This window comes from Algibacter sp., from assembly GCF_039977455.1.
GTDB lineage: Bacteria > Bacteroidota > Bacteroidia > Flavobacteriales > Flavobacteriaceae > Algibacter_B.
Window position 1 is genome coordinate 305,323 of the sequence record NZ_JBDWDG010000016.1, and the last position, 26,458, is coordinate 331,780.

Genomic DNA, 26,458 nt, shown 5'->3' on the forward strand with positions numbered 1-26,458 from the left:
CCAAATTTTAGGTTAATAAATTAATTTGCTAAAATTCTGTGAGGAAAACTAAATTGCTTTTTAGTTGTAGATATACAATGTACGAAATAATTCCATTTTAATTAAATTAATACCATATTTTCTGTATTTTTTAGACTTATATATATTCATTTTTCTTTTAAAATTTAAAAAAATAAATGGTGGTTATTATAGTGTGTTAATAGCGGTATAACTTTTTTAGTAATAATGAAAAAAGGCTCACAAATTAATGTAAGCCTCTTTAAAAAAAAATAAAAGTATTATTCCTATTCTATTACTATTTTTTTAGCCGATTTACCAAGGTTGGTGTCTACCTCAATAAAATATAAACCACTAGCTAACTGGCTTACATCTATTTTTGAAGTTTTTACAGAATATAGATATTGACTTTGAATGTTGTAAATATTAATTTGCTTTAATTCTTGACCTTGAGTTAATTCGATATTTAAAACATTATTTACAGGGTTTGGATAATATGAAAAGTAGTCCAAATTCAAGTTTTTAGTTGATAAAACGTTATTATTTATATCATAAATGCGTACATGTCCCGAATTTTCTCCTCTCCCATCATTTAAAGGCGCTCCAATGGCAACTATGTTTCCACCGGACGATAAACTCACTGAAGTACCCGATGAATCTGCTGTATTTTCACCATCTATATCATTACCCAATTGAATCCAATTGCCGTAATTATTTTTAAAAATTCGAACATGGCCAGCAAATGTTCCTCCATCATTATTTTTTGTTGCTCCAATTGCTACGATATCACCTTGGTCTGAAAGACTAACTGAAAAACCAGAGGTATCATAAGGATTTTCTCCATCAATATTATTACCTAATTGTACCCATTTATTATCTTGATTTTCAAAAATACGTACATGGCCGGACTTTGTTCCGCTTCCATTGTTATTATAAATAGATCCTATAGCTATAATATTACCATTTGAAGATAAATGCACAGAGCTTCCTGAATTATCATATTCATTTTCTCCATCAATATCGTTACCTATTTGTATCCAATTATTATCTTGATTTTCAAAAACACGAACATGACCAGAATCTTCACCGTTACCATCATTTAAAGTTGACCCAATGGCTATAATTTTACCATTTGAAGATAGACTAACTGAAGAACCAAATTGATCTGAAGCTGCTTCACCATCAATATCACTTCCTATTTGTGTCCAAGTGTCTGAAATGTTTTGATATACTCGCACATGTCCAGAATCCGTTCCATTATCATCATTAAGATAAGCTCCAATAGCTAAAATATTACCATCTGCAGATAAACTAATAGAACTTCCAGAATAATCATAAGCATTTTCACCGTTTATATTTTCACCTATTTGAGTCCAAACACCAGATTTATTTTCGAAAACACGAACATGTCCCGAAGCCCATCCATTAGCTCTATTTCCATATGCACCAATTGCAACAATATTTCCATTTGCAGATAAGCTTACAGATTTCCCAGAAAAATCTGTATTTCCTATACCATCTATATCTGAACCTATTTGTGTCCAATTATTTATTTCATTTTTATAAACACGTACATGACCGGAATGGGCATTTCCACCACTTTGATTATCGGGTGCACCAATTGCAACTATATTACCATCTGCAGATAAGCTTACAGAAGTTCCTGATTTATTATTACCTGCTTCACCATTAATATCTGAACCTATTTGTTCTTGCGATAAAGCGATTAAAGGAACGAATACTAAATAATGTAAAAAATTTTTCATTTTAAAAGTCTTATTTTTATTAACTATTTGCAAATAAACGAATTATAGATAAAATAGACTTGAATTTTACTAGTGTTTTTTTTATGAATTTTAGGTTAAAATGATAGTTATCCACATATATATATATATATTCATTTTTCTTTTAAAATTTAAAAAAATAAATGGTGGTTATTATAGTGTGTTAATAGCGGTATAACTTTTTTAAGTTTTATTTTGATATATATCTTATAGAATCTTGTTGATACGAAATGAACAATTTTAAAATACTTAAGTCGTTTAATTTAAAGCGATTTATAATTACTATTAACAATTGTTAATAACTGCTATTAACAACTATTTTTAATAAGTATTATAAACTTTTTGACTCACAACTGCACATATAAGACTTATAACTTAACTATAAATTTACATTAACTAATTTGCATGTTAACTAAAGGTTATTGATTGTAAAATTTATTGGATAATCAATGTTTTTCTTTTAAAAACTAATTAACAGTTATTAACATGTCATGCACATAATAGTACACATTGTTTATAAGTCTAAATAATATTCTATTATAATATAGATTCCCTTTTTTATTTTTCTTTAATACAATAATGTAACTTCTTTATACAATACAGGTTAAGTAAAAAGGCTATCTCAATCCATAATTTACTACCTTTGTAAGTATAAAAATCAATATACATAATAATGACTATTTCTATAGGAAACGACCACGCAGGTACCGATTATAAATTTGCAATAATAGAACTTTTAGAAACTAAAGGTTATAAAGTAATTAACCATGGCACTGATGTTTTAGATAGTGTAGATTATGCAGATTTTGTACACCCTGTTGCAAATGATGTTGAAACTAACAAAGCAGATTTTGGTATTTTAATTTGTGGTAGTGCAAATGGTGTTGCTATGACGGCTAATAAACACCAAAAAATTCGTGCTGGTTTATGCTGGACTAATGAAATAGTAGAATTGATTAGGCAACATAATAATGCTAATGTATTATGTATTCCTGCAAGGTTTACAGCTATTCCTCAAGTATTAAAAATGGTAGAAACATTTTTAAATACCGAATTTGAAGGGGGAAGACACCAAAATAGGATAGATAAAATTCCATTGTCTTGTTAAATGGAGCATCATCATGCTAATAATCACTCGCATGCTCATTGCGACTTAAAAGGTCGTAACCTACTTATTTCTATTTTTTTAAACATTATTATAACTATTGCCCAGGTTATTGGTGGTTTAATTTCTGGAAGTTTAGCTTTATTAAGTGATGCATTGCATAATTTTAGTGATGTTATATCTTTAATTATTAGTTATTTAGCAAATAATTTAACTAAAAAGAAAGCGTCTTTTCAAAAAACCTTTGGTTATAAACGTGCCGAAATTTTAGCTGCATTTATTAATGCTGCCACGTTAATTGTTGTTGCTATTTTGTTAATTATTGAAGCTGTAAAGCGATTTCAAAACCCTCAACAAATTGAATCTGGTTTAGTAATATGGTTGTCTATAGTTGCCATTTTAGGAAATGGTTTTAGTGTACTTTTATTAAAAAAGAATTCTGAAACTAATATGAATATGAAAAGCGCCTATCTTCATTTATTAACGGATTTGATGGCAAGTGTGGCTGTTTTAATAGGCGGTCTTTTAATGAAATATTATCAACTTTTTTGGGTAGATAGTGTGTTAACTTTTGCGATAGCAATTTATTTAGTTTGGATGGGCTTTGATTTATTAAAGGATTCAACCAAAGTACTTATGCTGTTCACACCGGATACCATATCTATAAAACAAATTGTTAACGAAATAAATGCATTTGAAACTGTAAAAAGTATTCATCATGTGCATGTTTGGCAACTTAATGAAGACGAAATTCATTTAGAAGCCCATATCGATTTTAATCAAGATATTAGCCTATCTCAATTTGATACTATTTTACATGATATAGAACATTTAGTATTTGAAAAGTACGATATTAATCATGTAAATATTCAACCAGAATTTGGGAAAAATGATACCAAGGATATTATTGTTCAGGATTAAGTTCCTGCAACGGCAGGAATCTGCTTCATATTTTGATAAATTATAGTTTTAACTTCAATTATAAAGGTTGCTACGACCTATAAATAAAGCCTTTAAACAACTAATTATTATGTTAGATATTAAAGTAAAATCTTTTAATGAACTTACTACAAACGAGTTGTATTATCTATTGCAATTACGTAGTGAGGTATTTGTTGTAGAGCAAGATTGTGTTTACCAAGATATTGATGGAAAAGATGAAAAGTCATTACATATATTAGGTGTTAAAAACGGCAAAATAGTGGCTTATACTCGAATTTTTAAACCTGGCGATTATTTTGAATGTGCTAGTATTGGTAGGGTAGTAGTGGCCCAAAATGAAAGGAAGTACAAATATGGTTATGATATTATGAAGGCTTCCGCGGAAGCGATAAAAACATATTTTAATGAAACCACTATAAAAATATCGGCACAAGTATATTTATTAAAATTCTATAATAATTTAGGTTTTAAAGAAGTTGGAGATACGTATTTAGAAGATGGTATTCCTCATATGGCAATGATAAAAGGCTAGTTTTCTAGCGTTTTAATGCAAAATAACCTCGTACCACCTCATGTGTATTTAAAATAATTTCATACCAATAACTACCACTATTTAATAATTGGCCATTATACGTCCCATCCCATCCCATAGTAGTACTTGGTAAAAATTTTAAAAGCTTGCCGTATCGGTTATAAATTGAAATGTTATTAACAAGGTTTAATCGATCATAAACTTGCCAAACATCGTTTATACCATCGTTGTTTGGTGTAAAGTATTTTGGAATAAAATAATCTTCGTTATTAATAATCACGGCGAAACTAGTTTGGTTGCTATAGCAAAGCGTTTGGTTAAAAACGTAAATAGTTTGGGTACTGTTAATTACATCTCCAGTATTTAAGGCTGTTCCCATGCCATTAGGCTCAGTAAAATAATTCCCATTATTTAGTGATGGTAAGGTATAACTTGTTCCAAATACAGTCTCTAAGCTATCAACAGGAATAAAATCGCTGCAAGCGTCATTAGAATTTACATAATTAGTAAAATTTGAAGGTTGCCAAGTCGTATGGTCGGCATCAGGATTATCCACTACAACACAATTTAAATCTGGATTTAAATCAAAATCCATTAGTGTGATGTTTCCGTTATTCCCGTTTTTTAAATTTAAACTACATAAGGTGTTACTACTGCAATTTATTTCGGTTAAATTAACATTATAAGAAAGATTTAAAGTAGAAATTCTGTTTTCAAAACATAGTAATACCGTCAGTTTACTATTATTTTCAAGGTATAAAGTTGTAATGTTATTTTGTTCGCAGGATAAATATGATAGGTTAGTAATATTACTAACATTTAAATTAGTTAAGCTATTGGATCCGCATTGCAATCTGTTTAAACCAGTGCTACTTGAAATATCTAAGGACGATAAATTATTACGTTCGCAAATCAATACATTTAAATTAGCATTGTTTGAAGTATCCAAACTTGTAAGCTGATTATCTTCGCAACGTAACGAAATTAAACTAGGGTTTTGCGAAACATTTAAGTTTGAAAGTTGATTATTGAAACACCATAAAATCTGTAAATTAGTATTGGAGCTAACATCAATACTTGATAATTGATTGTTTTGAACAAAAAGTTGGTTTAAGCTTATAAAATCTTCAATACCTGTAAGGTCGGAAATAATTAATCCGGTAACATCAAAGCTTAAATCTAAGCTTGTTACAGAATTTATATTAGAAGTTGGTACAAAATTATCTAAAGGTCCAGCATCTAAGCCTAAATCGATTAAAACTTGTTCAAAACTATCATCTGGAATAAATGTATTTTGAGAAAGGCAGCAAAAGGAAACCAAATAGAAACTAATTAGGAAAAATTTAGTTTTGGTAGCCATTTAAATTTAGTTGCTAGGTTTACTAACGTATGTTATAAGAATTTCAACGCGTCTATCTAATTCTGGATCGCCACCAAGAGGAAATTTTCGTCGTAACCCAATGTGTCGCATACGTTTTTTATCGATACCTTTTTTAGCAAAATAGTCATACACATATTTTGCACGAGCAGCAGATAAATCTCTTTTTTTAGTTTGTCTATTAACAGCATCTCTGCTATATTGTGTACAACACACATGCCCTTGAATAGTAAAGTATATATCTTCGCGTTCTAATAGCGCATTAGCAATAGAATCTAATATTTTTTTTGAACTTGGGGTAACCGAAGCATAACCCGTTTTAAATAAAATATTTTTAAATAAAATTTTATCGCCTTTATTGCCTTCTTTAATAAGATCTTCAATACCTTTTTCTATTTTAGGTTTTGGCGTGCTATCTACAACCTTTTTAACCACCGGTTTTGGTAGTTTAGGTTTTACTATAATTTCTACTTTTCGGTTTAAACCTCGTATTTTTAAAAGATTTTCTTCTTCAATTATTTTTAAAAGTATTTCACCTTTACCATCTACATTAGATATTAAATCTTCGCTAATTTCGTTATTTGCAAAAATAGCTTTAATAGCATCTGCACGCTGTTGTGAAAGTAATAAGTTGTAGGTGTCTGCACCTCTATCATCACAAAAACCAAATATTGAAATAGATTCTATGTCTATATCATTTAGGTTAGATATGAATAAAAGTAAACGGTTTTCTTCGGTGTTTGGAACTTCGTATTTATCGGTATTAAAATATACTTCGTGTGTTAAATCTTTTTGAGAAAAAGAAAAAACAGAGCTTAAAGTAAAACATATTAACACTAATAATTTAGTCATATATAGGTTTTGAATAGGTGATAAATATACTATATTTAATCTAAAATCATGCCAGAAGTCAACAAGTATGGGGTTCTTCGTAATTTAATAAGTCTGCTTTTAATTTAAAAAACCTTGATATGTTATTGGGTTAGCAAGTATATTTGTAGCCTTTTTAATTTCGTTATCATGTATTTCCAAATATTCATACAAGCCTTCTCTATATACATATTGCTTAACAATATCTTTGGTTAATAATTCTAATAAATAGTTTTTATTTTCATCTATTATATCGGTTTTCGATGTCTTTAAATTAGAAATTAAAGTATTGTAATCGTATTCAATATTATCGTTTAATTCTTCTTTTTGTGCTATTTCAAAAGCTTTTTTAAGGGCCTTTTCGGTATCTGTTTCAAATGAAAAATTATTTGTTTTTAAGAAGTTTTTAAAATCTAAAAAATCAGCATCCGTTAGTTTTAAACTGTTAATATCGCTAATGCTGTGGCTGTAATGATATTTCGTAGCATAGTCAAAAATTAAATTATTGTTAATAATAGCCGTTGTAATAGGCGAAATTTTATACGAACCAACTTGGGCATCAGGAAAAACACCACCCCCATCAAAAACTTGTCGTCCATTTTTAGTTTTAAAGGCATTATAATTTTCTTGTTTTACTTTAACGGCTTCTCCTTTTTCATTTCTATTCCAATAATCTAAAGCCTGAATACAACGTCCAGAAGGCGTGTAATATCTTGAAATAGTAATTTTAACCTGTGTACCATAAGTTAAAATTTTAGGGCGTTGTACTAAACCTTTTCCAAAACTGCGAGATCCAACAATTACCGCTCGGTCTAAATCTTGAAGTGCTCCAGATACAATTTCGCTAGCCGAGGCACTTTTGCCATCAATTAAAATAACTAAAGGAATTTCGGTATCAATAGGTTCATCCGTTGTAAGATAGGTACGGTTGTATTTTTTTACCTTGGATTTTGTAGTTACTACCAATTGATTTTTTGGCACAAAAAGGTTTACAATTTTTATGGCTTCTCTTAGTAAGCCACCGGGGTTGCCACGAAGGTCTAAAACGATATTTTCGGCACCTTGGGCTTTTAAATCGCGTAAAGCATAATTAGTTTCGGCATGGGCTTTTTTGTTGAATTTACTTAAAACAATATAACCGGTTTTATCGTTTATCATAGAGAAGTGTGGAACTGCTTTAATCTCTACTTCAGCACGTTTTATACTTGTTGTTTGAGTTTTTCCTTGGCGTTTAAAAACAACCTCTACTGAGGAGTCTGGAGGACCTTTAAGTAAATTGCCAGGATAATCATCATAACCTTCAATTAAAGTATTACCTACTTTTATAATTTCGTCTCCAGCTTTTAAACCTGCTTTATCTGCAGGGTAACCTTTGTAAGGTTCTATAATAATTAGTTTGTCTTTTTGGGTTCTTATTTTCGCACCAATACCTGTATAGTCGCCCGTATTGTTAATCCTAGCCGCTTCAACATCTTGTTCGTTCATAAAATTAGTATACGGATCTAAATCTGCAAGCATACTTTTTATGGCGGTATCCATTAAATCGCCAGGGTTTGTTTCGTCCACATAATTCATATTTAATTCCTTAAATAATGTGGTGAAAATTTCTATTTGTTTGGCAATTTCAAAAAAATCGTTTTTAAAAGCTGTAGTTGAAAAAAACAGAACACCAGCTAGTATTGGAATTATGATTTTCTTTTTAAATATATTTTTCATGATTGATTATTTTTCTGAAATTCTGTTTGTAAACTTTTCAAACAGAATTTTCATTTTATTTTCAACGAGGTCTAGGCTAGGTTTGTCTTTTCCAATGTACAAAATCATAAACGCATGCTGAGTTGTTAAATTGTTAAAATAGTTTGATTTATTTAATCGGTAAACTTCTCTTAATAAGCGCTTTATTCGGTTTCTGTCTACAGCAGTTTTAAAGTTACGTTTACTAACGGAAACTCCTGTTTTTGCAATTAAATTACCATTAAAAGCGGTACCCAAATACACCAAACGTAATGGGTAGGCCGATACTGATTTCCCTTCAGTAAATAATTGGTCAATCAATTTTTTACTTTTAAGCTTTTCTTTTTTACCGTAAGTGTAATTCAATAGGTTTGTTTTAAGGCACCAAAGGTAAGAAAATAAAAAAACCACTTATTAACTAAGTGGTTTTTGAAATTTAATTTTTTTTACAAATGTTTACTCAATAAGTACGGCATCATTTGGCATATCAAAATAAGCGTTTTCAATGTTTGGTTTAAAAGAAATATTATCAACAGTAATGGTTGTTATGTGCTCACCAGCTGTTTCATTTTCTGTTAACCAATGTGTATGATATCCTGTTGGAAACTCAATACCATTAACCGTTTGATAGCCTTGAATTTCCATAAATTTTTCTGGAGAATGTTTCATTTTTCCGTTTTTAAAATATTCTGGATAAGAAACGATGTAGCGTATAACCGCTAATTTATGTGTTGTTTTACTAAAATACAGGATATAATAATCATCTGGAGCATCACCTGTACCTGGACTAAAAGTTACTTTGATAGTATTAAAAGCTTCATTATTATGCGTTTTATCTTCTAGTTTTTCAAAATTTACGCCTTCGCCATCAAAAACAAAAGGTTGCGATAAAAAGTAATGAGGTGTTAAGGCCCAAAAACGCATATCGAAAGGAAAAGCTAAAGAGTCCTTTGTTTTTTTCCATGATTTTTCACCTGTCCATCCAAACTCATCGGTTGGGTCTGTAAGGCTTTGGTGGCGTGCTTTGTTACTCCAAGTATCGATAGTTTGATGGGTATTACGACGTGTTTTTCCATCTAAAGGTAAATAGTCGAAATGAAATGATAATGGCCCATTACTGTACCATGTTTTAAGTCCGCCATGGGCTTCCATAGCTTGCCAAATTACTTTTCCGGCTTCAGTACTTTGCAATAATTTTTTAGATTTTTCAACACGGGCATTAATCCAAGATTCTGGTTTTATAGCTAAATCTTTAGTCGTGGTTTCTAAGCTTGTAGGTTCTGTTTTTTTCTCTGTATTTTTTTTACAGCTTGTGGCAAATAAAGATGCACCTAAGGTTAAAGTTAGTAGTATTTTCTTCATAATTTTTGTTGCTAATTTTTTTTTTACGAAGTAACTCTTTAAATATTTAAATTATGTTAAATTCATTTTAAATGCTTTATGACTTTTTCTTAAAGTTTTGGGTGTGTTAAAGCATTAGGCATAAAAAAACCACTTCGTTTTTACACTAAGTGGTTTGTTATTATAATAATATGAAATGTTATTTTTTATTATTCTCCTTATTAATATCTGCCATTAATTCTTTAGGATCTATTTGAACGGATTTTACTGTTTTTGATGTTTCGAAGGTATATGTTGGATATGCCCACGCCCAATCTTTAATGGTAGTCGCCGAAGTTGGTTTTTCACCTCGCATTATTTGTAAAGGGATGTAAAAATCTTCAGTTGAACCATCATTATAAGTTACTGTAACATCTAGAGGCATTGGCATAACGCCTATACGCTCTAAGGTAATGGATTTGCCATCAATATGTTTTACACCATAATCAATAGTGTTAGTAGTTTGTGCAAAATCTATTAAATACCAATCTAGTTCTAAACCAGATACTTTTTCGGCAGTTCTAATAATATCTAAAGGCTTTGGGTGTTTAAATGCAAAGTCTGTAAAGTACTTTTTAATGGTTTTTTTAAGGTTGTCGTCGCCAATAACATAACCTAATTGCGACATAAATACGGCCCCTTTACTGTAAGCCGAAATACTATAGGCTTGATTGTATGTATAACGATCTGCATGTGTGGTAAGCGGTTGTTCCTTTCCAGAAGTTGCTAAATATATATATCCTTTATAAGAACTTTCGTTAGGATTTGCTTTTCCTTCATTAAAGATATCATTCATAGCCCAGTTACTAATATAGGTGGTAAACCCTTCGTCCATCCACTCATGTTTAGCTTCGTTTGATGCTAATAAAAACTGAAACCAAGTATGAGCCAACTCGTGTGCTGTAACACCGGCTAAACTTCCAAAACTACGTTCACCGGTAATTAATGTACACATGGCATATTCCATACCGCCATCGCCACCCTGAATTACTGAGTATTGATCAAAAGGATAGTTACCAATATGTTCTGAGAAATACTGCATCATTTCAACCGTTTTAGATTGTAATTTTTTCCAGTTTTGCTTGTGTTCTGCGCTTAATGTGTTTTTGTAATAGAAATTTAAAAGCGGACCATTAGGCACTTGTTTAGTATCATGAATGTAATCTGGATCTGCAGCCCAAGTAAAATCGTGTACGTTTGGTGCTTTAAAATGAAGTGTCTTTTTATTGCCTTCAATTTTAGGATTATCTTGTAAATAGCCTGTTCCACCTACAACATAATCTTTATCGATGGTTAATTTTACATCATAATCACCCCAAACACTAATAAATTCGCGACCAATATATGGGTCTGCATGCCAACCTTCAAAATCGTATTCGGCTAATTTAGGGTACCATTGTGTCATTGAAAGCGCTACGCCTTCCTTATTGTTTCTACCAGAACGACGAATTTGAACAGGGACTTGAGCATCAAAAAGCATATTAAAAGTTACGCTTTCTCCGGGTTGAATAGGTTTTGCTAATTCTACCTCTAGTACCGTACCAACAGTTTCATGTTTTAAATCAACACCATTTTGTTTTAATGAGTTTACTTTAATAAAACCAATTTCATTTGGACTTAACTTGCTAATTCTGTCTCCAACTCTAGAATCTGGGTCTGCAATAGTTCTTGAACGCACATCCATTTCGCTCCCTGGTTGAAAAGCGTTAAAATATAAGTGATAAAATACTTTATTTAAAACATCTGGAGAGTTGTTTGTATAGACTAATTCTTGTTTTCCTTTATATTGATAGTTGTTTACATCCATATCAATATCCATTTTGTAATCGACATGTTGTTGCCAATAACAAGATGCTTTGGTAGTAGAAGTTGATGGCGTTTGTGGCACAGAAACAGCCATGTTTTTTTGACTACTACAAGACAGTAATAATCCGATAATTAATGTGGAAAGAATAAAACGATTCATAGATTTGTGTAGTAAAAAAAGGTTGTTAAATGATGTTTTAACATCAAAAAACAACCTTTATAATTTATAATATTTTATTTAGCTAATTTAGCCGCCATAATTAAAGCATTATAGGCATTTACCATTTTTGCAGATTTACTTAAATCTGCAAACGGACGAATATCTTCAGAGTTTCCTCCAACAATAACTTTAGAATTAATGGCTAAACCAGAATCCATTATTATTTGTTTTACTTGAGCAGCGCTTAAGTTTGGGTACTGCGAACGAATTAATGCCGCTACACCAGCAACAGCTGGAGCAGCCATTGATGTTCCGCCCTTAGTTTGGTAATCGTTTTCTGGAGTTGTAGAGTACACACTTGCTCCTGGAGCAAATACATCTACATTTTGTTTTCCGTAGTTAGAAAAATTAGCAACCATTGACGACCCATATTTAGGAGCCAAAGCACCAACTCTAATATAAGTGTCTGAAATTTCTTTATAATTTACATTATCATCTGGAAAGTTTGGTTCTGAATCTACATCTTTACTGTCATTTCCGGCAGCATGAACAAAAATGACATCTTTTTGCGAGGCGTAAGTAATAGCTTCGCGAACCCAATCGCTATGTGTAGAAAAGCTTTTACCAAAACTTCCGTTAATAATAGAAGCGCCATTATCTACAGCGTAACGAATGGCTAGGGCTACATCTTTATCGTACTCATCGCCATTAGGTACAGCTCTAATACTCATAATCTCTACGTTGTTAGCGACACCATTTGCGCCTTTGCCATTATTACGTTCGGCAGCAATAATACCTGCTACGTGGGTACCATGACTTTCAGTGATTTTAACAGGTTTTACATTACCATTACCATAAAATTTGGTAGACATATCGTCTGGGTTGTCACCAGTAATACGACCATTAAAATCTTTATTTAAGTTATAGTTTAAACGGTCGTTAATACTTTCTAAACCGTTTTCAATTTCTTTTACCGCATCAGCTATAGAATCCATACCATTGTTTAGCATATAGTTTGCTATTTGCTGCGCTTGCGCTAAACTTTCATTTTCAGGTTTTAAATCGGCTACTTCTTTTTTAGTATAATCTTTTTTACCAAAGTGTTTTGTTAATGCTGCATCGGCTGTTTGAAGTTGTTGATAAATTTGCTCATATTGAGTTTTTCTGCCTAACCAAGTTTGATATTGACTGTCGTATTCTGTTTTGGCAGCAGCATAATCAGGATGGCTAGTATTTCCGCTAGCTAAAATTCTAACAAATTCTAATTGTTCATTGTATCCTTCTCCTAAAAAGTTCCATCCGTGTACATCATCAACATAACCATTATTATCATCGTCTTTTCCGTTATTTGGAATTTCATCTTTATTGGTCCAAATCACATCATCCAAATCTTCATGATCGATATCAATGCCACTATCAATTACTGCAACAATAACCTTTTTTCCTTTTTTATTTTTAATAATTTCAGCGTAAGCTCTATCAACACTCATTCCAGGAATGGTATCTTTTACTAAATCTAAATGGCCCCAATTGTGCGCTTCTGCTTCAGTTAGTTTAGAAACTTTTAGTGGTGATGAATCGATGTTTTCAACGGGTGTTGATAATATAGGTGCGACACCGCCACAACCAGACATTAAAACTGCAAGGAATGCAGATTTTGCTATTAAATTAATTGTTCTCATGGTATTATATTGAATTAGTCATTTTTTATTTTAATTGAATATTTCTTCGCAGGTATGTAACCCTTTTAATCGCACACCATTTTCGGTATTATGTACGGTAATAATTTCGTGATGCGCATCATGTTCTAGAAATAAATAGAAATTTTGCTCTGCTGCTAAATTTAAAAAGTTTTCTTTTTCGGAGAGCGTTAATAAAGGCCTAGTATCATAGCCCATTACATAGGGTAGTGGTAAATGACCAACAGTTGGTAATAAATCGGCCATAAACGCAATAGTTTTACCTTTGTATTTTATAAGAGGAATCATTTGCTTATCGGTATGTCCATCGGCAAAAAAGATATCGAAACCTAGTTGTGAGTCTTTTAGAAAATTATCTTCTGGAAGTGCTGTGAATTTTAATTGTCCACTTTCTTCCATAGGCATAATATTTTCTTTTAAAAAGGATGCTCTTTCACGCCTATTAGGCTCGGTTGCCCATTTCCAATGGTCTTTATTGCTCCAAAAATATGCGTTTTTAAATGCCGGTTCGTAGCCCGTTCTGTCCTTATTCCATTGAATACTTCCACCACAATGGTCAAAATGTAAATGGGTCATAAACACATCGGTAATATCATCACGATGAAAACCGGCTTCTTTTAAAGATTTATCTAAACTAAAGCCACCCCAAAGGTTATAATAACTATAAAATTTATCGGATTGTTTATCACCCATCCCATTATCAATTAAAATAAGGCGGTTGCCATCTTCAATTAATAAGCAGCGCGTCGCAATATCTATCATGTTATTGGCGTCTGCAGGGTTTGATCTGTTCCACAATACTTTAGGTACAACACCAAACATGGCGCCACCATCAAGCTTTAGGTTTCCGGCATTAATAGGATGTAATTTCATAGGAGTGTAAAATTAAGAAATCTATATTAAACCCTTGAAAAGGTTAAGAATTTATTAAGAATTCTTTTACGATTAATCGTGTTTTTTTTTATGCTTTTGCAATAACTTGCCTTAATCGTTTACCAAAATCATATAGGGCTTTGATTTCTTTAATACTAGCTAAACGTTCTTTTCCAAAAATTAGGAGGGCATTTCCGTTAGATTCAACATGGTAATAAGGATTACTTTCAAAGAAATGTGTAACGTCATCATTAAAAAACTTTGCTATTTCCGCACGGTTATCACCCAATAAATAAAAGCGATTTGAAAAATCATCATGATTATCAATGTCAATATCTTTATAGCCAGCAAAGGCTGAAACTTTTTCTAGAAATCCTTCTTTATCTAAGGTAAATTTTGGAATAGTAAAATCTAAATCGATATGAAGCATCGTTTTTCTACCTTCTTCTTTAGCAATAAATTCACCTTCAGAAAATTCGATATCAAATATTGAAATATAACAATTATTATCGGTTAATTTATTGTAAATATGGTTGATGTGTTTTGTGCTAAAAAACGAAAAACTATTTAAAAAGGACACCTTTTTTTTCCTTTTAGGAAGATATATTAAATTATAATCTTTAGCTAAAGTCTCCATACTTGTTTGGCGTCTTGTTAAGCTGTTTTTTATAATATTTGGTACAGGTAGTAAGCGTCTGGAAGCAAAAGGGTGTTTGGTATCTGTATCGTGCATATCCAATCCAACAACATCAAAATGACCGCCACGTTTATCAAATAATTCTTGGTAGTTACTAATGTTTTCTAAAACGGTATCATCAACAAAATGACACAACGAAAAATCTACTATAACATCTTTATTTTCTGGAATGGCATCCAAATGTTTTTTTAGCCTGAAGTAGTTTAAAAAGCTACAAAAATGTTTTACACTTACATAGTAGTTGTTTTTCTTACCTTGTTCCATGTACATTAAAACGTTAGGTTTTGCTATGTTTCTTACAATTAATCCATAACCTAAATGCCTATTGATAATAATATGAATAATAAATGTTGTTAAAACCCCAGCTAGAATACCTGTAATTAATCCAATTTTAAGGGTAACAATTAGCGTAACAAAAAAGATAATAAGTTGCTCTTTACCAATGGAAAACATTTTAGTGATAACCTTTGGCGATGCTAGTTTATAACCTGTATAGACTAAAATAGCCATTAAGGCAGGAAGCGGAATTCGGGTAAGCTGGGTGCTAAAAAAAGCAATAAATAAAATTAAAAAAAAGGCATGGAAAAAATTTGAAGATCGGTTGGTTCCGCCTTGATTTACGTTTACCGAGCTTCTGGCTATAACCGTTACTACATTTAAACCACCTAATAAACCACTTCCTACAGTTGCTAAACCTAAAGCCTTTAAATCTCTATTCACATTAGAACGTCGTTTTTCTGGATCTAATTTATCAACAGCTTTAATACTTAAAAGCGATTCTATACTAGAAATTAGGGTTAAAGCTAAAACGCTACCCCAAAAAGAAAAACTTAAAATACCACTAAAATTCGGTGTTGGAATATCTGCGATAATTTCTTGTATACTGGGAATTCCAGAAACCATGTACTGTGGTGCAATAGGATTAGCTTCGTGTAAACCAAACTCGAAATAATAACTAAAGGCTATGGATAAAATAACAATCCACATAGGTGCAGGTATAAGCTGTAAATATTTATTTCTAATTTTAGAATAAAACAGCATTATAGTTAAACTTAAAATACCAGCTAAGGCAGCAAATATTAAGCCTTTATTTTCGTAATGAACGGCATCGTTTATAGTGAAAGGAATTTCTACTAAGTAATCAATAGTATCGGCTCTTTTAATTTTATGAGCCATCATAATATGAAACTGTTTTCCTAGAATAATTAAACCAATAGCCGCAAGCATACCTTGTATGGCAGAAGATGGAAAAAAATCTGCTAAAGCTCCCATTCTAAAAAAACCTAATAGTAAGAGTAAAATACCCGAGCACACAATGGCGATATATGCACTTTCTAAACCTAAAGTTGTTATGGCCACTAAAAGCACACCTACTAAACCATTTCCAGGACCCACAATAGTAATGTGGCTACCACCTAAAATAGACACCATAATACCGCCTATAACTGCAGCAATTATACCTGCAATTGGTGGGGCATCACTTGCCATGGCAAGACCTAAACCTAATGGTAAAGCAATAAGACTTACCACAAAACCAGAAAATATATTTTTAGGTAAGACTTTAAAAAAGGCGCTTATGTTATTTTTTTTCGGACTCATTGAAGGATTAAAACATCGGTTGGTAATTCTGTTAAAATATGTTCTATATCATGCGGAAATAAGCGATCCCAAAAATTCATTTTAGAAGGGCTATTCATAATTAATAAATCGGCTCTTGAAATTTGTGCATAATGCCCAATAGAATAACCGCGTTTACCAAAAATAGGCTGTAATTTTATGGTTTTATTTTTGGTATATTTTTCTGGAATATGCTTAATAATCTCATTTACCCTTGAGTTTTCTCTAAGTTTAATACGTTCTTTAACGATATTGGCGCGTCTTAACGATTTATCATCGTCAACTTTTATATGAATTTCTTCTTGATCAATTTCTTCAACAATCGTTATTTTTTCGGAATTAACATGGTTGGCAACATAAAATGCAGCAGTAATGGTTTGTTCCGTTTTTGGGTCTTTCAAACCATTTACAACAATATGTTTACAAGGATTACTTTCAACCGAAGGTTTTATAAGAAGTAAAATAGAGCATTTAGCTTGACGTGTAATTTTCCTAGCAATGGACCCCACGTAATATTTTAAAAGCTTTTCACGCTGTATAGCACCTAGAATTAACAAATCTATTTTTTTTTCTTCGGAAGTAGATAAAATAACATTAACAGGGTCACCCGGTTTAAAAACAACTTCATAGTCTAGATGGTCTTTTTCAAAGCTTTTTAGACAATTGCTTAGCACACCCGTTTTTTCTTCTGATGCTTCGCCAACATGAATTAATATTAATTTGGCATTAAAAAATACAGATAACCTAGCGGCTTCAAATAGGTTAGCTTTTAAGTTTGGAGAAAAAGCTACTCCAATTCCAATACTTTTAAAAGACTTTAAATACAAAGGGTTTATTAAAATTTTAATGTAAAAGTTGAAAGATAACATTTTTTCAAAACATTAAATCATGGGTTTTACTTAATTTAGTGTTTTTAAAAAAACAAATAGCCTATGTTAGAACTTGCAGGAATTATTATTTTAGGAATATTAGCACAATGGGTAGCTTGGAAATTTAAAATACCTGCTATTTTACCTTTAATTTTAATTGGTTTATTGGTTGGACCAATTGCTGCAGCGTTTTTAAGCGAGGATGGAAGTAAATGGATTGAACCTATTTGGAATGGCGAAAAAGGGCTATTTCCTGGACAAGGCTTATATTATTTTGTTTCATTGGCTATTAGTATTATTCTTTTTGAAGGAGGTTTAACCTTAAAACGTTCAGAAATTAAAAATGTAGGCCCTGTAATTACCAAGTTAATTACCCTAGGTTCTGCTGTCACATTTTTTGGTGCTGGAATATTGGCGCATTATATTTTTAACTTAAGCTGGCAATTATCATTCTTGTTTTCTGGGTTAATAATTGTTACCGGACCTACGGTAATAACACCTATTTTAAGAAATATTCCGCTTAAAAAAGATATTTCTACAGTTTTAAAATGGGAAGGTATTTTAATAGATCCTATTGGTGCTTTGGTTGCCGTTTTGGTTTTCGAATTTATTAGTGTAGAAGGCGATAGTGGTTTTACAAAAACCGCGTTAATAGAGTTTGGTAAAATTATATTATTCGGTACCACCTTCGGGTTTACCTTTGCACATGCATTGGCGTTTGCTATAAACAAGAAATTTATTCCGCATTACTTATTAAATGTAGTGTCTTTATCTACTGTTTTATTGGTTTTTGTGGAATCCGAAATTTTTGCTCACGAATCTGGTTTACTTGCCGTTGTTGTTATGGGAATGGTTCTAGGTAACGGAAAACTAGAAAATATAAAAGAATTACTTTATTTTAAGGAGTCGTTAAGCGTTCTTTTAATTTCAATATTATTTATTCTTTTGGCAGCCAATATTAATATTGAAGACCTGATGTTGCTTTACAATTGGGACACCGTTATTTTATTTGCGGCCGTTGTGTTTGTAATTAGGCCGCTAGCTGTATTTTTAAGTACCATGCGCTCCAAGCTAAAGACTAACGAAAAGGTGTTTATAAGTTGGGTAGGGCCACGAGGAATTGTGGCAGCAGGTATTGCTTCGTTATTTGGAAGTAAACTTATAAAGCAAGGTGTTGAAGGTGCCGAATATATTACCCCTTTGGTTTTTATGATTGTATTAGGAACCGTTTTATTAAATGCCACAACGGCACGCTTATTTGCTAAATTAGTTGGTGTTTTTCTTAAAAAATCTGATGGTATTTTAATAGTAGGCGCATCAAAAGTGTCCAGGCTTTTAGGGCATTATCTTTTAACGAACGGCAGGCATGTGGTTTTAATTGATAGTAACGAAAGTAATATTAGAAAAGCTAAGGAGTTAGGTTTAGAGGCTATTAGTACCAATATTTATTCTGAAACATTAAGCGATAATATTGAACTTAACGATGTTGGCTATTTAATGGCTTTAACAGGAAATCCAGATATTAATAAATATGCTATTAATAAATTAAGTAAACAATTTGGAGAAAATGGTGCTTTTAGGTTGGTTACAACTCAAGAAATGCTTGATGACACCACTAACCCCAAGGAAGGATTATTTTCACATAGAGATGATTATAGCGCGCTTTTAGAGCTAACAAGAGCGTATCCATCCATTCAGGAAATTGACTTAGAAGATAAAGCACATTATGATACCCTTATTAAAATCTCTAACGACGATATGGAGATTATTCCATTGTTTGTTAAAGATAATGAAGGTGAATTTCATATTATTTCTTCTCATAATCTAGAATTTGAAGATATTGAACCAGGTTACCAATTAGTTTATTTAGGAAAACCTTTTGATATTGATGAGGTTCCTACTGCTGAAATTATGACAGGAAAGGAAGATTAGTAGCGTTTGTATTATGGGGCTGGGGTTTGGATTATGCCCCATGTTTTGTAAATTACATAAACCTTCAAGTATTGTCCACCTTAAAATTGACCCAGTTTGATATCCTGCTAGAACTTTTTTTGGTTATAGTTTGTGGTCGGTAGGTTTTAACCGTGTTTTAAACCTTAATTTCTAAGCTTTTTAAGCTATTAAAGGTATCATTATAGAAATGATGTATGATTGATTTAGCTTAGACGGATTAAAGTTTAGCTACCTAATATCTCCAATATAAATATAGACCTAAATTTACCCTGTATATAAGGCAACATGGATTATTTTAATAACTTTTGGTTTTTCATACTGCCACTTTCTGTTTTAGTTAAGTATTTTTATAAAGGTGAAAAACAAATAAAAAAAAGCCTCTCTTAAGTTAAAAAGAGAGGCTTAATGTTTTAATGCAATAGGTTTTTATTACCCAATAATATGAAGTTCTGTAAATTCTTTAGTGAGTTTTAAACAATTATTGCCAGCAAGTTTAAGATCTTCAAAAGGAATAATAACATTATCTACTTCAACTTTCTTAATTTCAAAAGGTAAGCCATGTAAGTGTAGCTTAAACGTTTTATATGTAGTTGTAAATTTACCAGATTTATGTTGTTGAATTATCAACTCTTTTTTCTTACCAGATAAATTAAAATCTCTTAAACTAAACCTTCCTTTAATATAATCATAACCATCAGTTGCATCTTCATAAACTTGAGATGTTTCTTTGCCTTCAGTATAATAAACATCTAGTATAAGTTCGTCGATAGTTTTTTCGCCTACATACTGTTGAATAGGATATTTAGGTATAATAGCACCTTCTTTAACAAAAATTGGCATACTATCTAAATCGGCCTCTACCCATTGTTCTGTACCACCTTTAACAACTTCGTCTGTCCAGAAGTTATACCATTTACCTTGAGGGAAGTACATACGTCTGCCTTTTTGGTTTGGTCCTGTTATTGGACAAGCTAATATTTTTTCACCAAAAATAAACTCGTCATTTCTATAATGTGTTTGTGGATCATGTTGATCGTATAATACTAACGATTTTAAAATTGGAACGCCCTCTTCGGCATATCTCCAAAATGCGGTATATAAGTAAGGTAATAATTGATATCTTAATTCAATAAATTTTCTTACTACGTCTGTAATGGTTGTTCCAAAAGCCCAAGGTTCTTGGTCGCCATGGTCTCCAGAAGAGTGTGTTCTACAAAACGGATGGAAAATCCCTAATTGAATCCAACGTGCGTAAAGCTCACCATTAGGTTGCTCTGCAAATCCTCCAATATCAGATCCTATAAATGAGAATCCAGACATACACATACGTTGTGCTTGTAGGTTTGCAATAGTTAAATGATCCCAGGTAGCAATATTGTCTCCAGTCCAACTAGACGTATAACGTTGTGTACCAGAATATGCAGCTCTTGTAATAACAAAAGGTCTTTTAGGGTAAGAGAACTTCTTTAAACCGTGGTATGTGGCGCGCGCCATTTGCATACCGTAAACGTTATGTGCTTTTTTGTGACTACAATGGTTTCCGTCGTAATTATGTCTTACATCATCAGGAAACGTTTTTCCAGGAACATCCATTACGGCCGGCTCATTCATATCGTTCCAAACGCCTTTAACTCCTATGTCTTCAACAAGTTCTTTAAATAAATTTGACCACCAATCTCTAACCTCAGGATTCGTGAAATCTGGGAAATAACACTCCCCAGGCCAAACCTTACCTTTCATATATGGACCATCGGCGCGTTTACAGAAGTAGTCTTTATCTAAACCTTCCTTAAACACCGAGTAATCCATGTCTATTTTAATTCCTGGATCTATAATAACAATGGTTTTAAAACCATCGTCTGCCAATTCTTTTACCATTCGTTTAGGGTCTGGGAAATACTCTTCGCTCCAAGTAAAGCAACGAAACCCTTCCATATAATCGATATCTAGATAAATAGCATCACAAGGTATTTGTAATTTTCTAAATTTAGCTGTAATTTCTTTTACGTTCGACTCCGGATAATAACTCCATTTACACTGGTGGTAACCTAAGGTCCAAAGAGCTGGTAATTCGTGTGGCTTACCTGTTAAATCGGTGTAATTAACTACTACATCGGACATTTCAGGACCGTAAATAAAGTAATAATTCATTTCGCCACCTTGCGCCCAAAAACTTGTAATGTTTCTACGTTCGTTACAAAAATCGAAAAAAGACCTAAAGGTATTATCGAAAAAAATCCCGTAAGATTTTTTGTTGTGTAATGCGGTGTAAAACGGAATGGTTTTGTAAATAGGATCTGTATCCCTACCATAAGCATAAGAATCTGTTACCCAGTTTTCAAAACGTTTTCCTTTAAGGTTATTATCTACAGGTTTATCTCCTAAGCCATAATAGCTTTCACCAGGTTGAGCGGTTTTCGACATTTTAACAATATCGCCTCCAAGCTCGTAACTTTCCTCCCAATGGAAACCTAATTCGTCTTCACAAATTAAAGATTTATCCTTGGCATCATACATAGATGTTCTTAAATCTAATTTTGAAATTTTACAGATAAGTTTTGATGTAGTAATTATATAATTGTCTTCATCTTCCGTAACCTCTAAGTGATTATAACCTCTACTAGCATATTTGGTAATGGCATAAGAAAAATCATTGTCGAAAATACCAGTTGTTGTAAACCGGAAGCGAAGAATACTATCTCGACGCACTGTAACTTCAAGTACAACACCATTAGCAGTAGTGAATGAAAGTACATTAAGATTCTTTTCGTATGAAATTATTTTTGAAGGAAATAAATTCCCTTTATATTCTAATTCTGTATTTAATATCATATTAAATTATGTATTAACAATAATTTGCGAATTTACTAAAATTATAAGACCTTAATTGGTTCTTTTTATTAAAAATAGGCGAATAGTATTGCATATAACCCAAATTTTAACTTGTTAATTTATGGATAGTATAACATTTAGTAAATTGGTTATTATTCTGTTTTTTTAAACAGGTAATTTCTTGGAATATGAAGTTAAACCCTTGATGTAAGAAGAATTATACCTTAGTTTTTTTTATTCTAAAACTAAGGATGGTTAATAGTTTTCATTTAACAACTAATTAAATATTAGTTGTTAAATGAAAAAACTCTTAATTATTTAAATTTAAAAATGGTTACACCTAAAGGAGGTAAAGTTATTTCTGCCGAAAAATCCTTTCCGTTCCATGACTCTTTTTTAATGGTTATTTCTTTTTTGTTTTTTATACCACTTCCGCCAAAATCTTCATTATCACTATTAAAAATTTCAACTAGTTTTCCTTTTGCTGTTACTCCAATTTTATATTTTTTTCTAACGGTTGGTGTTAAGTTGCAAACTACAACTACATTGCCATCTTCTTTATAGCCTTTTCTAATATAAGAAATCACACAGTTTTCATGGTCGTCATGACTAATCCACTCAAAACCTTCACCACTAAACCCTTTTTCGTAAAGTGCTGGCGTGTTTTTATAAATAGCATTAAGCGATTTATAATAGTTTTGCATGTCTTTATGTGGTTTAAATTCTAGTAAATTCCAATCTAAACTTTCTTGAAAATTCCACTCATTATATTGTCCAAATTCACTACCCATAAACAATAGTTTTGTTCCAGGATGAGTAAACATATACCCATATAATAATCGTAGGTTTGCGAAGCGTTGCCACTCGTCTCCAGGCATTCTTCCTAGAATAGAGTTTTTACCATAAACCACTTCGTCATGTGATAAGGGAAGCATAAAGTTTTCGGTAAAGGCATAAGCTAAACTAAAGGTGATTTCGTTATGATGGTATTTTCTGTAAACAGGATCTTTAGCAAAATATTCTAAGGTATCGTGCATCCATCCCATCATCCATTTCATACCAAAACCTAAACCACCAACAAATGTTGGTTTAGATACCATTGGAAATGCGGTAGACTCTTCTGCAATAGTTTGTACATCTGGAAAGGAGGCATATATTTCTTCATTTAATTCTTTTAAGAAGCTTATTACGGCTAAATTTTCTCTTCCGCCATAAATATTTGGTTCCCATTCGCCATCTTCTCTAGAGTAATCTAAAAATAACATGGATGCAACAGCATCTACACGTAAACCATCAGCGTGATATTGATCCATCCAAAAAACAGCATTACTTATTAAAAAAGAGCGTACTTCGTTGCGCTCATAATTAAAAATTAAACTTTTCCAATCTTGGTGGTAACCTTTGCGTTTGTCAGGGTGTTCGTATAAATGTGAACCATCAAAAAATCCTAAACCGTGAGGGTCTTCAGGGAAATGTGATGGCACCCAGTCTAAAATAATTCCTACTCCTGCTTGGTGTAATTTATCGACTAAATATTTAAACTCTTCAGGGTAGCCAAAACGTGATGTAGGGGCAAAATAGCCTGTAACTTGGTAACCCCATGAAGGATCGTATGGAAACTCCATGATTGGCATAAGCTCAACATGCGTAAAATTCATTTCGCTAACGTATTTTACTAAATCGTCAGCTAGTTCATAATACGACATAAAGCGATCCTCTTCTGTATGTCTTTTCCAAGATCCTAAATGGACTTCGTAAACAGAGTAAGGCGCATCAATAGCATTATGCTTTTTACGGGTTTTCATCCAGTCTTTATCTTTCCACTTATAATTATCATCCCAAACTATTGATGCTGTATTTGGGTTATGTTCAAAGCGCCTAGCATAAGGATCGGCTTTTTCTGTTTTAATATCGTTGTTGTGGCTTTGTATTTTGTACTTATAAGTGGCTCCTTTTCCAATTAAGGGAATAAAACCTTCCCAAATACCACTAGAATCCCAACGTACATTTAATTGGTGCTCACCTTCCATCCAATAGTTAAAGTCTCCTATTACAGAAACCTGTTTAGCTGTAGGTGCCCAAACCGCAAAATATACACCGTCAATCCCATCAACAGTTACAAGGTGAGATCCAAATTTTTCATATAATCTAAAATGCTTTCCAGCTTTAAAAAGGTTTATATCAAATTCAGTAAATAAACTGTGAACTTTTACTTGTGCCATGTTATTTAGTTTATGGTTTTTAGCAAATTAATTGCTAATATTATTTATTTATTTATTTTAAATATGTGAAAAGGCATAGTAGGATGTAATTCTACATAACACCACTCACTATTCCAATTATAGCGACTATCGGTTATTAAATCGTGCATTTCAAGATTTTGCCCATGATGAGCGCCAATATCGTGCAAAGGAACTTGTACTGTACCTTGTTGCGAGTTGTGAGCATCCAAACTAATGATTACAAATATTTGATTTGTTCTGTCCTCATTCCATTTATAAAAAGCTAATAGGTTATCGTTTCCTATATGGCAGAATTTAATATTGTTGGTTTGTTGAAGCGCAGGATTATTATGCCTAATATAATTTATTTTGGCTATAATTGTTATTAGTTTGTTCTGAATTTCCCAATCGTAGTGTGTGATTTGAAATTTTTCTGAATTTAAATACTCTTCTTTTCCAAGAAGTGATTCTGATAACATATACTCGAAAACAGGCCCGTAAATTCCAATACTAGAACTTAAAGTAGCAGCAAGCGCATAACGTTGTATATGTTTAGATTCGTTGGCGCCTTGTAAATGATGTGGGTTAATATCTGGTGTATTTGGCCAGAAATTAGGCTGCATATATTCTTTTAGTTCTGAAGTCGTTAATTCTGTAACATACTCTATAATTTCATGTTTGTTTTCACGCCAGGTAAAGTATGTGTAAGATTGTGTATAGCCCTGTTTAGCTAACTGTTGCATAACTTTTGGCGCCGTAAATGCCTCGGCTAGAAAGATAACATCTGGATGTTTAGCTTTTACTTGAGAAATAATCCAATTCCAGAAATAGAATGGTTTAGTATGTGGGTTATCTACTCTAAATATATTAATACCACAGTCTATCCAATACATTAAAATATCTAAACATTCATTCCACAAACTCTTATAGTCTTCACTTTCCCAATAAATAGGAAGTATATCCTGATATTTTTTTGGTGGATTTTCTGCATATTGTACCGTACCGTCTGGTCGCCATTTAAACCAAGAAGGATGTTCTTTTACCCAAGGGTGGTCTGGTGCAGCTTGCAGCGCATAATCCATGGCAATTTCAAGATTGTTGTCTTTGGCTTTTTGAATTAATGATTTAAAATCATCTAAAGAACCTAATTGCGGATGAATATCCTTATGTCCACCATATTGTGAACCAACACCCCATGTAGAACCAACATCACCTTCTTTAGCTTCGGTAGTATTGTTTTTTCCTTTTCTATTAACTTCTCCAATAGGATGGATAGGTGGTAAATACACCACATCGAAGCCCATGTTTTTAACTCTAGGAAGTAAACGCTCACAGTCTTTAAAGGTGCCGTGAACTCCAGGATGTTCTGATGCAGAACGTGGAAAAAATTCGTACCACGTACTAAATCGCGCCTTTTTTCTATCTACATATACTTGATATTCTTTTGAGGTGTTATCAAGAAGTTTAATAGGGTTGTTGTAGAAAATTTGGTATAACCTATCGGTAGTTGCTTCTGTTATTGCTTCGCCATAATTATCTTCATTTTTAAAAAGTCTATGAAGGTGTTCTAAGTAGGCTTTATCATCGGCAGATACTTTATTTAATAGAGCTTCAATAAACTCGGCACCTTCAAGTAATTCAGAAAACACATGTTGTCCATCGTTAATTTTTCTTATTAACCCATAACGCCAATTTAGAGCATAATCTACCCAAGCTTGTACTTTATAGGAATAAAAACCTTGAGTATCGACAGTAAAAGCCGCTTTCCATTCGTCATTGGAGGTTAGTGTCATTCTTGTTTCTCTCCAATCATTCTCTTTTTCTGGTTTATATAAAATAGATGCGCCTAAAACATCATGACCATCGGCCATAATATGAGCATCTACATTAACAATTTCATTTATAACACGTTTAATATAATATTCGCCACAGTTTACACTTGGTGAAACATAGTCTATTACAACTCTTCTTTGGTCTTGCATTTTTATTAATTATAATAAGAAAAAT

At 32.1% G+C, this 26,458-nt stretch carries 18 protein-coding genes; 4 read left to right on the forward strand and 14 right to left on the reverse strand.

Annotated elements, in window-relative coordinates; genetic code table 11:
* Window positions 1-284 precede the first annotated feature (284 nt).
* Window positions 285-1,763, reverse strand: coding sequence for a T9SS type A sorting domain-containing protein (locus ABJM36_RS07315; RefSeq protein WP_348450711.1), 1,479 nt, complete (start codon window positions 1,761-1,763; stop codon window positions 285-287).
* A gap of 691 nt (window positions 1,764-2,454) precedes the next feature.
* On the opposite strand from ABJM36_RS07315, the gene ABJM36_RS07320 reads away from it, so the two are divergent.
* The 3 genes from ABJM36_RS07320 (at window position 2,455) to ABJM36_RS07330 (ending at window position 4,360) form a co-directional block, all read left to right on the forward strand.
* Complete coding sequence (locus ABJM36_RS07320; protein ID WP_348450713.1) at window positions 2,455-2,889, forward strand: RpiB/LacA/LacB family sugar-phosphate isomerase; 435 nt, start codon at window positions 2,455-2,457, stop codon at window positions 2,887-2,889.
* On the forward strand, window positions 2,890-3,807 hold the full coding sequence (locus ABJM36_RS07325) for a cation diffusion facilitator family transporter (RefSeq protein ID WP_348450715.1): 918 nt from the start codon (window positions 2,890-2,892) through the stop codon (window positions 3,805-3,807).
* A 109-nt stretch (window positions 3,808-3,916) separates the two neighbouring features.
* Window positions 3,917-4,360 carry a GNAT family N-acetyltransferase gene (locus tag ABJM36_RS07330; RefSeq protein WP_348450717.1) on the forward strand — a complete coding sequence of 148 codons (444 nt, stop codon included), beginning with the start codon at window positions 3,917-3,919 and terminating at the stop codon, window positions 4,358-4,360.
* 4 nt (window positions 4,361-4,364) lie between these two features.
* Here ABJM36_RS07330 and ABJM36_RS07335 read toward each other — a convergent pair whose 3' ends face one another.
* From ABJM36_RS07335 to ABJM36_RS07380, 10 genes are all read right to left on the reverse strand, one after another.
* Complete coding sequence (locus ABJM36_RS07335) at window positions 4,365-5,720, reverse strand: T9SS type B sorting domain-containing protein (RefSeq protein ID WP_348450719.1); 1,356 nt, start codon at window positions 5,718-5,720, stop codon at window positions 4,365-4,367.
* Between the two features lie 6 nt (window positions 5,721-5,726).
* Window positions 5,727-6,590 (reverse strand): OmpA family protein, encoded by an 864-nt coding sequence (locus ABJM36_RS07340; protein ID WP_348450721.1) that lies wholly within the window; start codon window positions 6,588-6,590, stop codon window positions 5,727-5,729.
* Between the two features lie 99 nt (window positions 6,591-6,689).
* Complete coding sequence (locus tag ABJM36_RS07345) at window positions 6,690-8,324, reverse strand: S41 family peptidase (RefSeq protein ID WP_348450723.1); 1,635 nt, start codon at window positions 8,322-8,324, stop codon at window positions 6,690-6,692.
* A 6-nt stretch (window positions 8,325-8,330) separates the two neighbouring features.
* Window positions 8,331-8,708 carry a ribonuclease P protein component gene (gene rnpA, locus ABJM36_RS07350; protein ID WP_348450725.1) on the reverse strand — a complete coding sequence of 126 codons (378 nt, stop codon included), beginning with the start codon at window positions 8,706-8,708 and terminating at the stop codon, window positions 8,331-8,333.
* 90 nt (window positions 8,709-8,798) lie between these two features.
* Window positions 8,799-9,704: a hypothetical protein gene (locus ABJM36_RS07355; protein WP_348450727.1), complete on the reverse strand. Its 906-nt coding sequence runs from the start codon at window positions 9,702-9,704 to the stop codon at window positions 8,799-8,801.
* A gap of 178 nt (window positions 9,705-9,882) precedes the next feature.
* Window positions 9,883-11,688 (reverse strand): M1 family metallopeptidase, encoded by a 1,806-nt coding sequence (locus ABJM36_RS07360; RefSeq protein WP_348450729.1) that lies wholly within the window; start codon window positions 11,686-11,688, stop codon window positions 9,883-9,885.
* Between the two features lie 74 nt (window positions 11,689-11,762).
* Complete coding sequence (locus ABJM36_RS07365) at window positions 11,763-13,370, reverse strand: S8 family peptidase (protein ID WP_348450732.1); 1,608 nt, start codon at window positions 13,368-13,370, stop codon at window positions 11,763-11,765.
* A 30-nt stretch (window positions 13,371-13,400) separates the two neighbouring features.
* Window positions 13,401-14,261, reverse strand: coding sequence for an MBL fold metallo-hydrolase (locus ABJM36_RS07370; protein ID WP_348450734.1), 861 nt, complete (start codon window positions 14,259-14,261; stop codon window positions 13,401-13,403).
* 88 nt (window positions 14,262-14,349) lie between these two features.
* On the reverse strand, window positions 14,350-16,557 hold the full coding sequence (locus ABJM36_RS07375) for a SulP family inorganic anion transporter (protein WP_348450736.1): 2,208 nt from the start codon (window positions 16,555-16,557) through the stop codon (window positions 14,350-14,352).
* On the reverse strand, window positions 16,554-17,402 hold the full coding sequence (locus ABJM36_RS07380; RefSeq protein ID WP_348450738.1) for a universal stress protein: 849 nt from the start codon (window positions 17,400-17,402) through the stop codon (window positions 16,554-16,556). Before ABJM36_RS07380 ends, ABJM36_RS07375 begins: the two co-directional genes overlap by 4 nt.
* A 105-nt stretch (window positions 17,403-17,507) precedes the next feature.
* On the opposite strand from ABJM36_RS07380, the gene ABJM36_RS07385 reads away from it, so the two are divergent.
* Window positions 17,508-19,376: a sodium:proton antiporter gene (locus tag ABJM36_RS07385; RefSeq protein ID WP_348450740.1), complete on the forward strand. Its 1,869-nt coding sequence runs from the start codon at window positions 17,508-17,510 to the stop codon at window positions 19,374-19,376.
* Window positions 19,377-19,826: 450 nt separating this feature from the next.
* Here ABJM36_RS07385 and ABJM36_RS07390 read toward each other — a convergent pair whose 3' ends face one another.
* From ABJM36_RS07390 to ABJM36_RS07400, 3 genes are all read right to left on the reverse strand, one after another.
* Window positions 19,827-22,229 (reverse strand): glycoside hydrolase family 31 protein, encoded by a 2,403-nt coding sequence (locus ABJM36_RS07390; protein ID WP_348450742.1) that lies wholly within the window; start codon window positions 22,227-22,229, stop codon window positions 19,827-19,829.
* A gap of 314 nt (window positions 22,230-22,543) precedes the next feature.
* Entirely contained in the window at window positions 22,544-24,451 is a 1,908-nt protein-coding gene (gene glgB / locus ABJM36_RS07395; RefSeq protein WP_348450744.1) for a 1,4-alpha-glucan branching protein GlgB, read from the reverse strand.
* A 44-nt stretch (window positions 24,452-24,495) separates the two neighbouring features.
* Window positions 24,496-26,433, reverse strand: coding sequence for an alpha-1,4-glucan--maltose-1-phosphate maltosyltransferase (locus tag ABJM36_RS07400; protein WP_348450746.1), 1,938 nt, complete (start codon window positions 26,431-26,433; stop codon window positions 24,496-24,498).
* Between the last annotated feature and the right edge of the window lie 25 nt (window positions 26,434-26,458).

Excerpts from the sequence above, each read along its gene's own strand:
- ABJM36_RS07390 (WP_348450742.1), bottom strand. The coding sequence starts at position 22,229 with ATGATATTAAATACAGAATTAGAATATAAAGGGAATTTATTTCCTTCA.
- ABJM36_RS07325 (WP_348450715.1), top strand. The coding sequence starts at position 2,890 with ATGGAGCATCATCATGCTAATAATCACTCGCATGCTCATTGCGACTTA.
- ABJM36_RS07355 (WP_348450727.1), bottom strand. The coding sequence starts at position 9,704 with ATGAAGAAAATACTACTAACTTTAACCTTAGGTGCATCTTTATTTGCC.
- ABJM36_RS07385 (WP_348450740.1), top strand. The coding sequence starts at position 17,508 with ATGTTAGAACTTGCAGGAATTATTATTTTAGGAATATTAGCACAATGG.
- ABJM36_RS07365 (WP_348450732.1), bottom strand. The coding sequence starts at position 13,370 with ATGAGAACAATTAATTTAATAGCAAAATCTGCATTCCTTGCAGTTTTA.
- ABJM36_RS07370 (WP_348450734.1), bottom strand. The coding sequence starts at position 14,261 with ATGAAATTACATCCTATTAATGCCGGAAACCTAAAGCTTGATGGTGGC.
- glgB (WP_348450744.1), bottom strand. The coding sequence starts at position 24,451 with ATGGCACAAGTAAAAGTTCACAGTTTATTTACTGAATTTGATATAAAC.
- ABJM36_RS07345 (WP_348450723.1), bottom strand. The coding sequence starts at position 8,324 with ATGAAAAATATATTTAAAAAGAAAATCATAATTCCAATACTAGCTGGT.
- ABJM36_RS07335 (WP_348450719.1), bottom strand. The coding sequence starts at position 5,720 with ATGGCTACCAAAACTAAATTTTTCCTAATTAGTTTCTATTTGGTTTCC.
- ABJM36_RS07375 (WP_348450736.1), bottom strand. The coding sequence starts at position 16,557 with ATGAGTCCGAAAAAAAATAACATAAGCGCCTTTTTTAAAGTCTTACCT.
- ABJM36_RS07330 (WP_348450717.1), top strand. The coding sequence starts at position 3,917 with ATGTTAGATATTAAAGTAAAATCTTTTAATGAACTTACTACAAACGAG.
- ABJM36_RS07315 (WP_348450711.1), bottom strand. The coding sequence starts at position 1,763 with ATGAAAAATTTTTTACATTATTTAGTATTCGTTCCTTTAATCGCTTTA.
- ABJM36_RS07340 (WP_348450721.1), bottom strand. The coding sequence starts at position 6,590 with ATGACTAAATTATTAGTGTTAATATGTTTTACTTTAAGCTCTGTTTTT.
- ABJM36_RS07360 (WP_348450729.1), bottom strand. The coding sequence starts at position 11,688 with ATGAATCGTTTTATTCTTTCCACATTAATTATCGGATTATTACTGTCT.
- ABJM36_RS07400 (WP_348450746.1), bottom strand. The coding sequence starts at position 26,433 with ATGCAAGACCAAAGAAGAGTTGTAATAGACTATGTTTCACCAAGTGTA.
- ABJM36_RS07320 (WP_348450713.1), top strand. The coding sequence starts at position 2,455 with ATGACTATTTCTATAGGAAACGACCACGCAGGTACCGATTATAAATTT.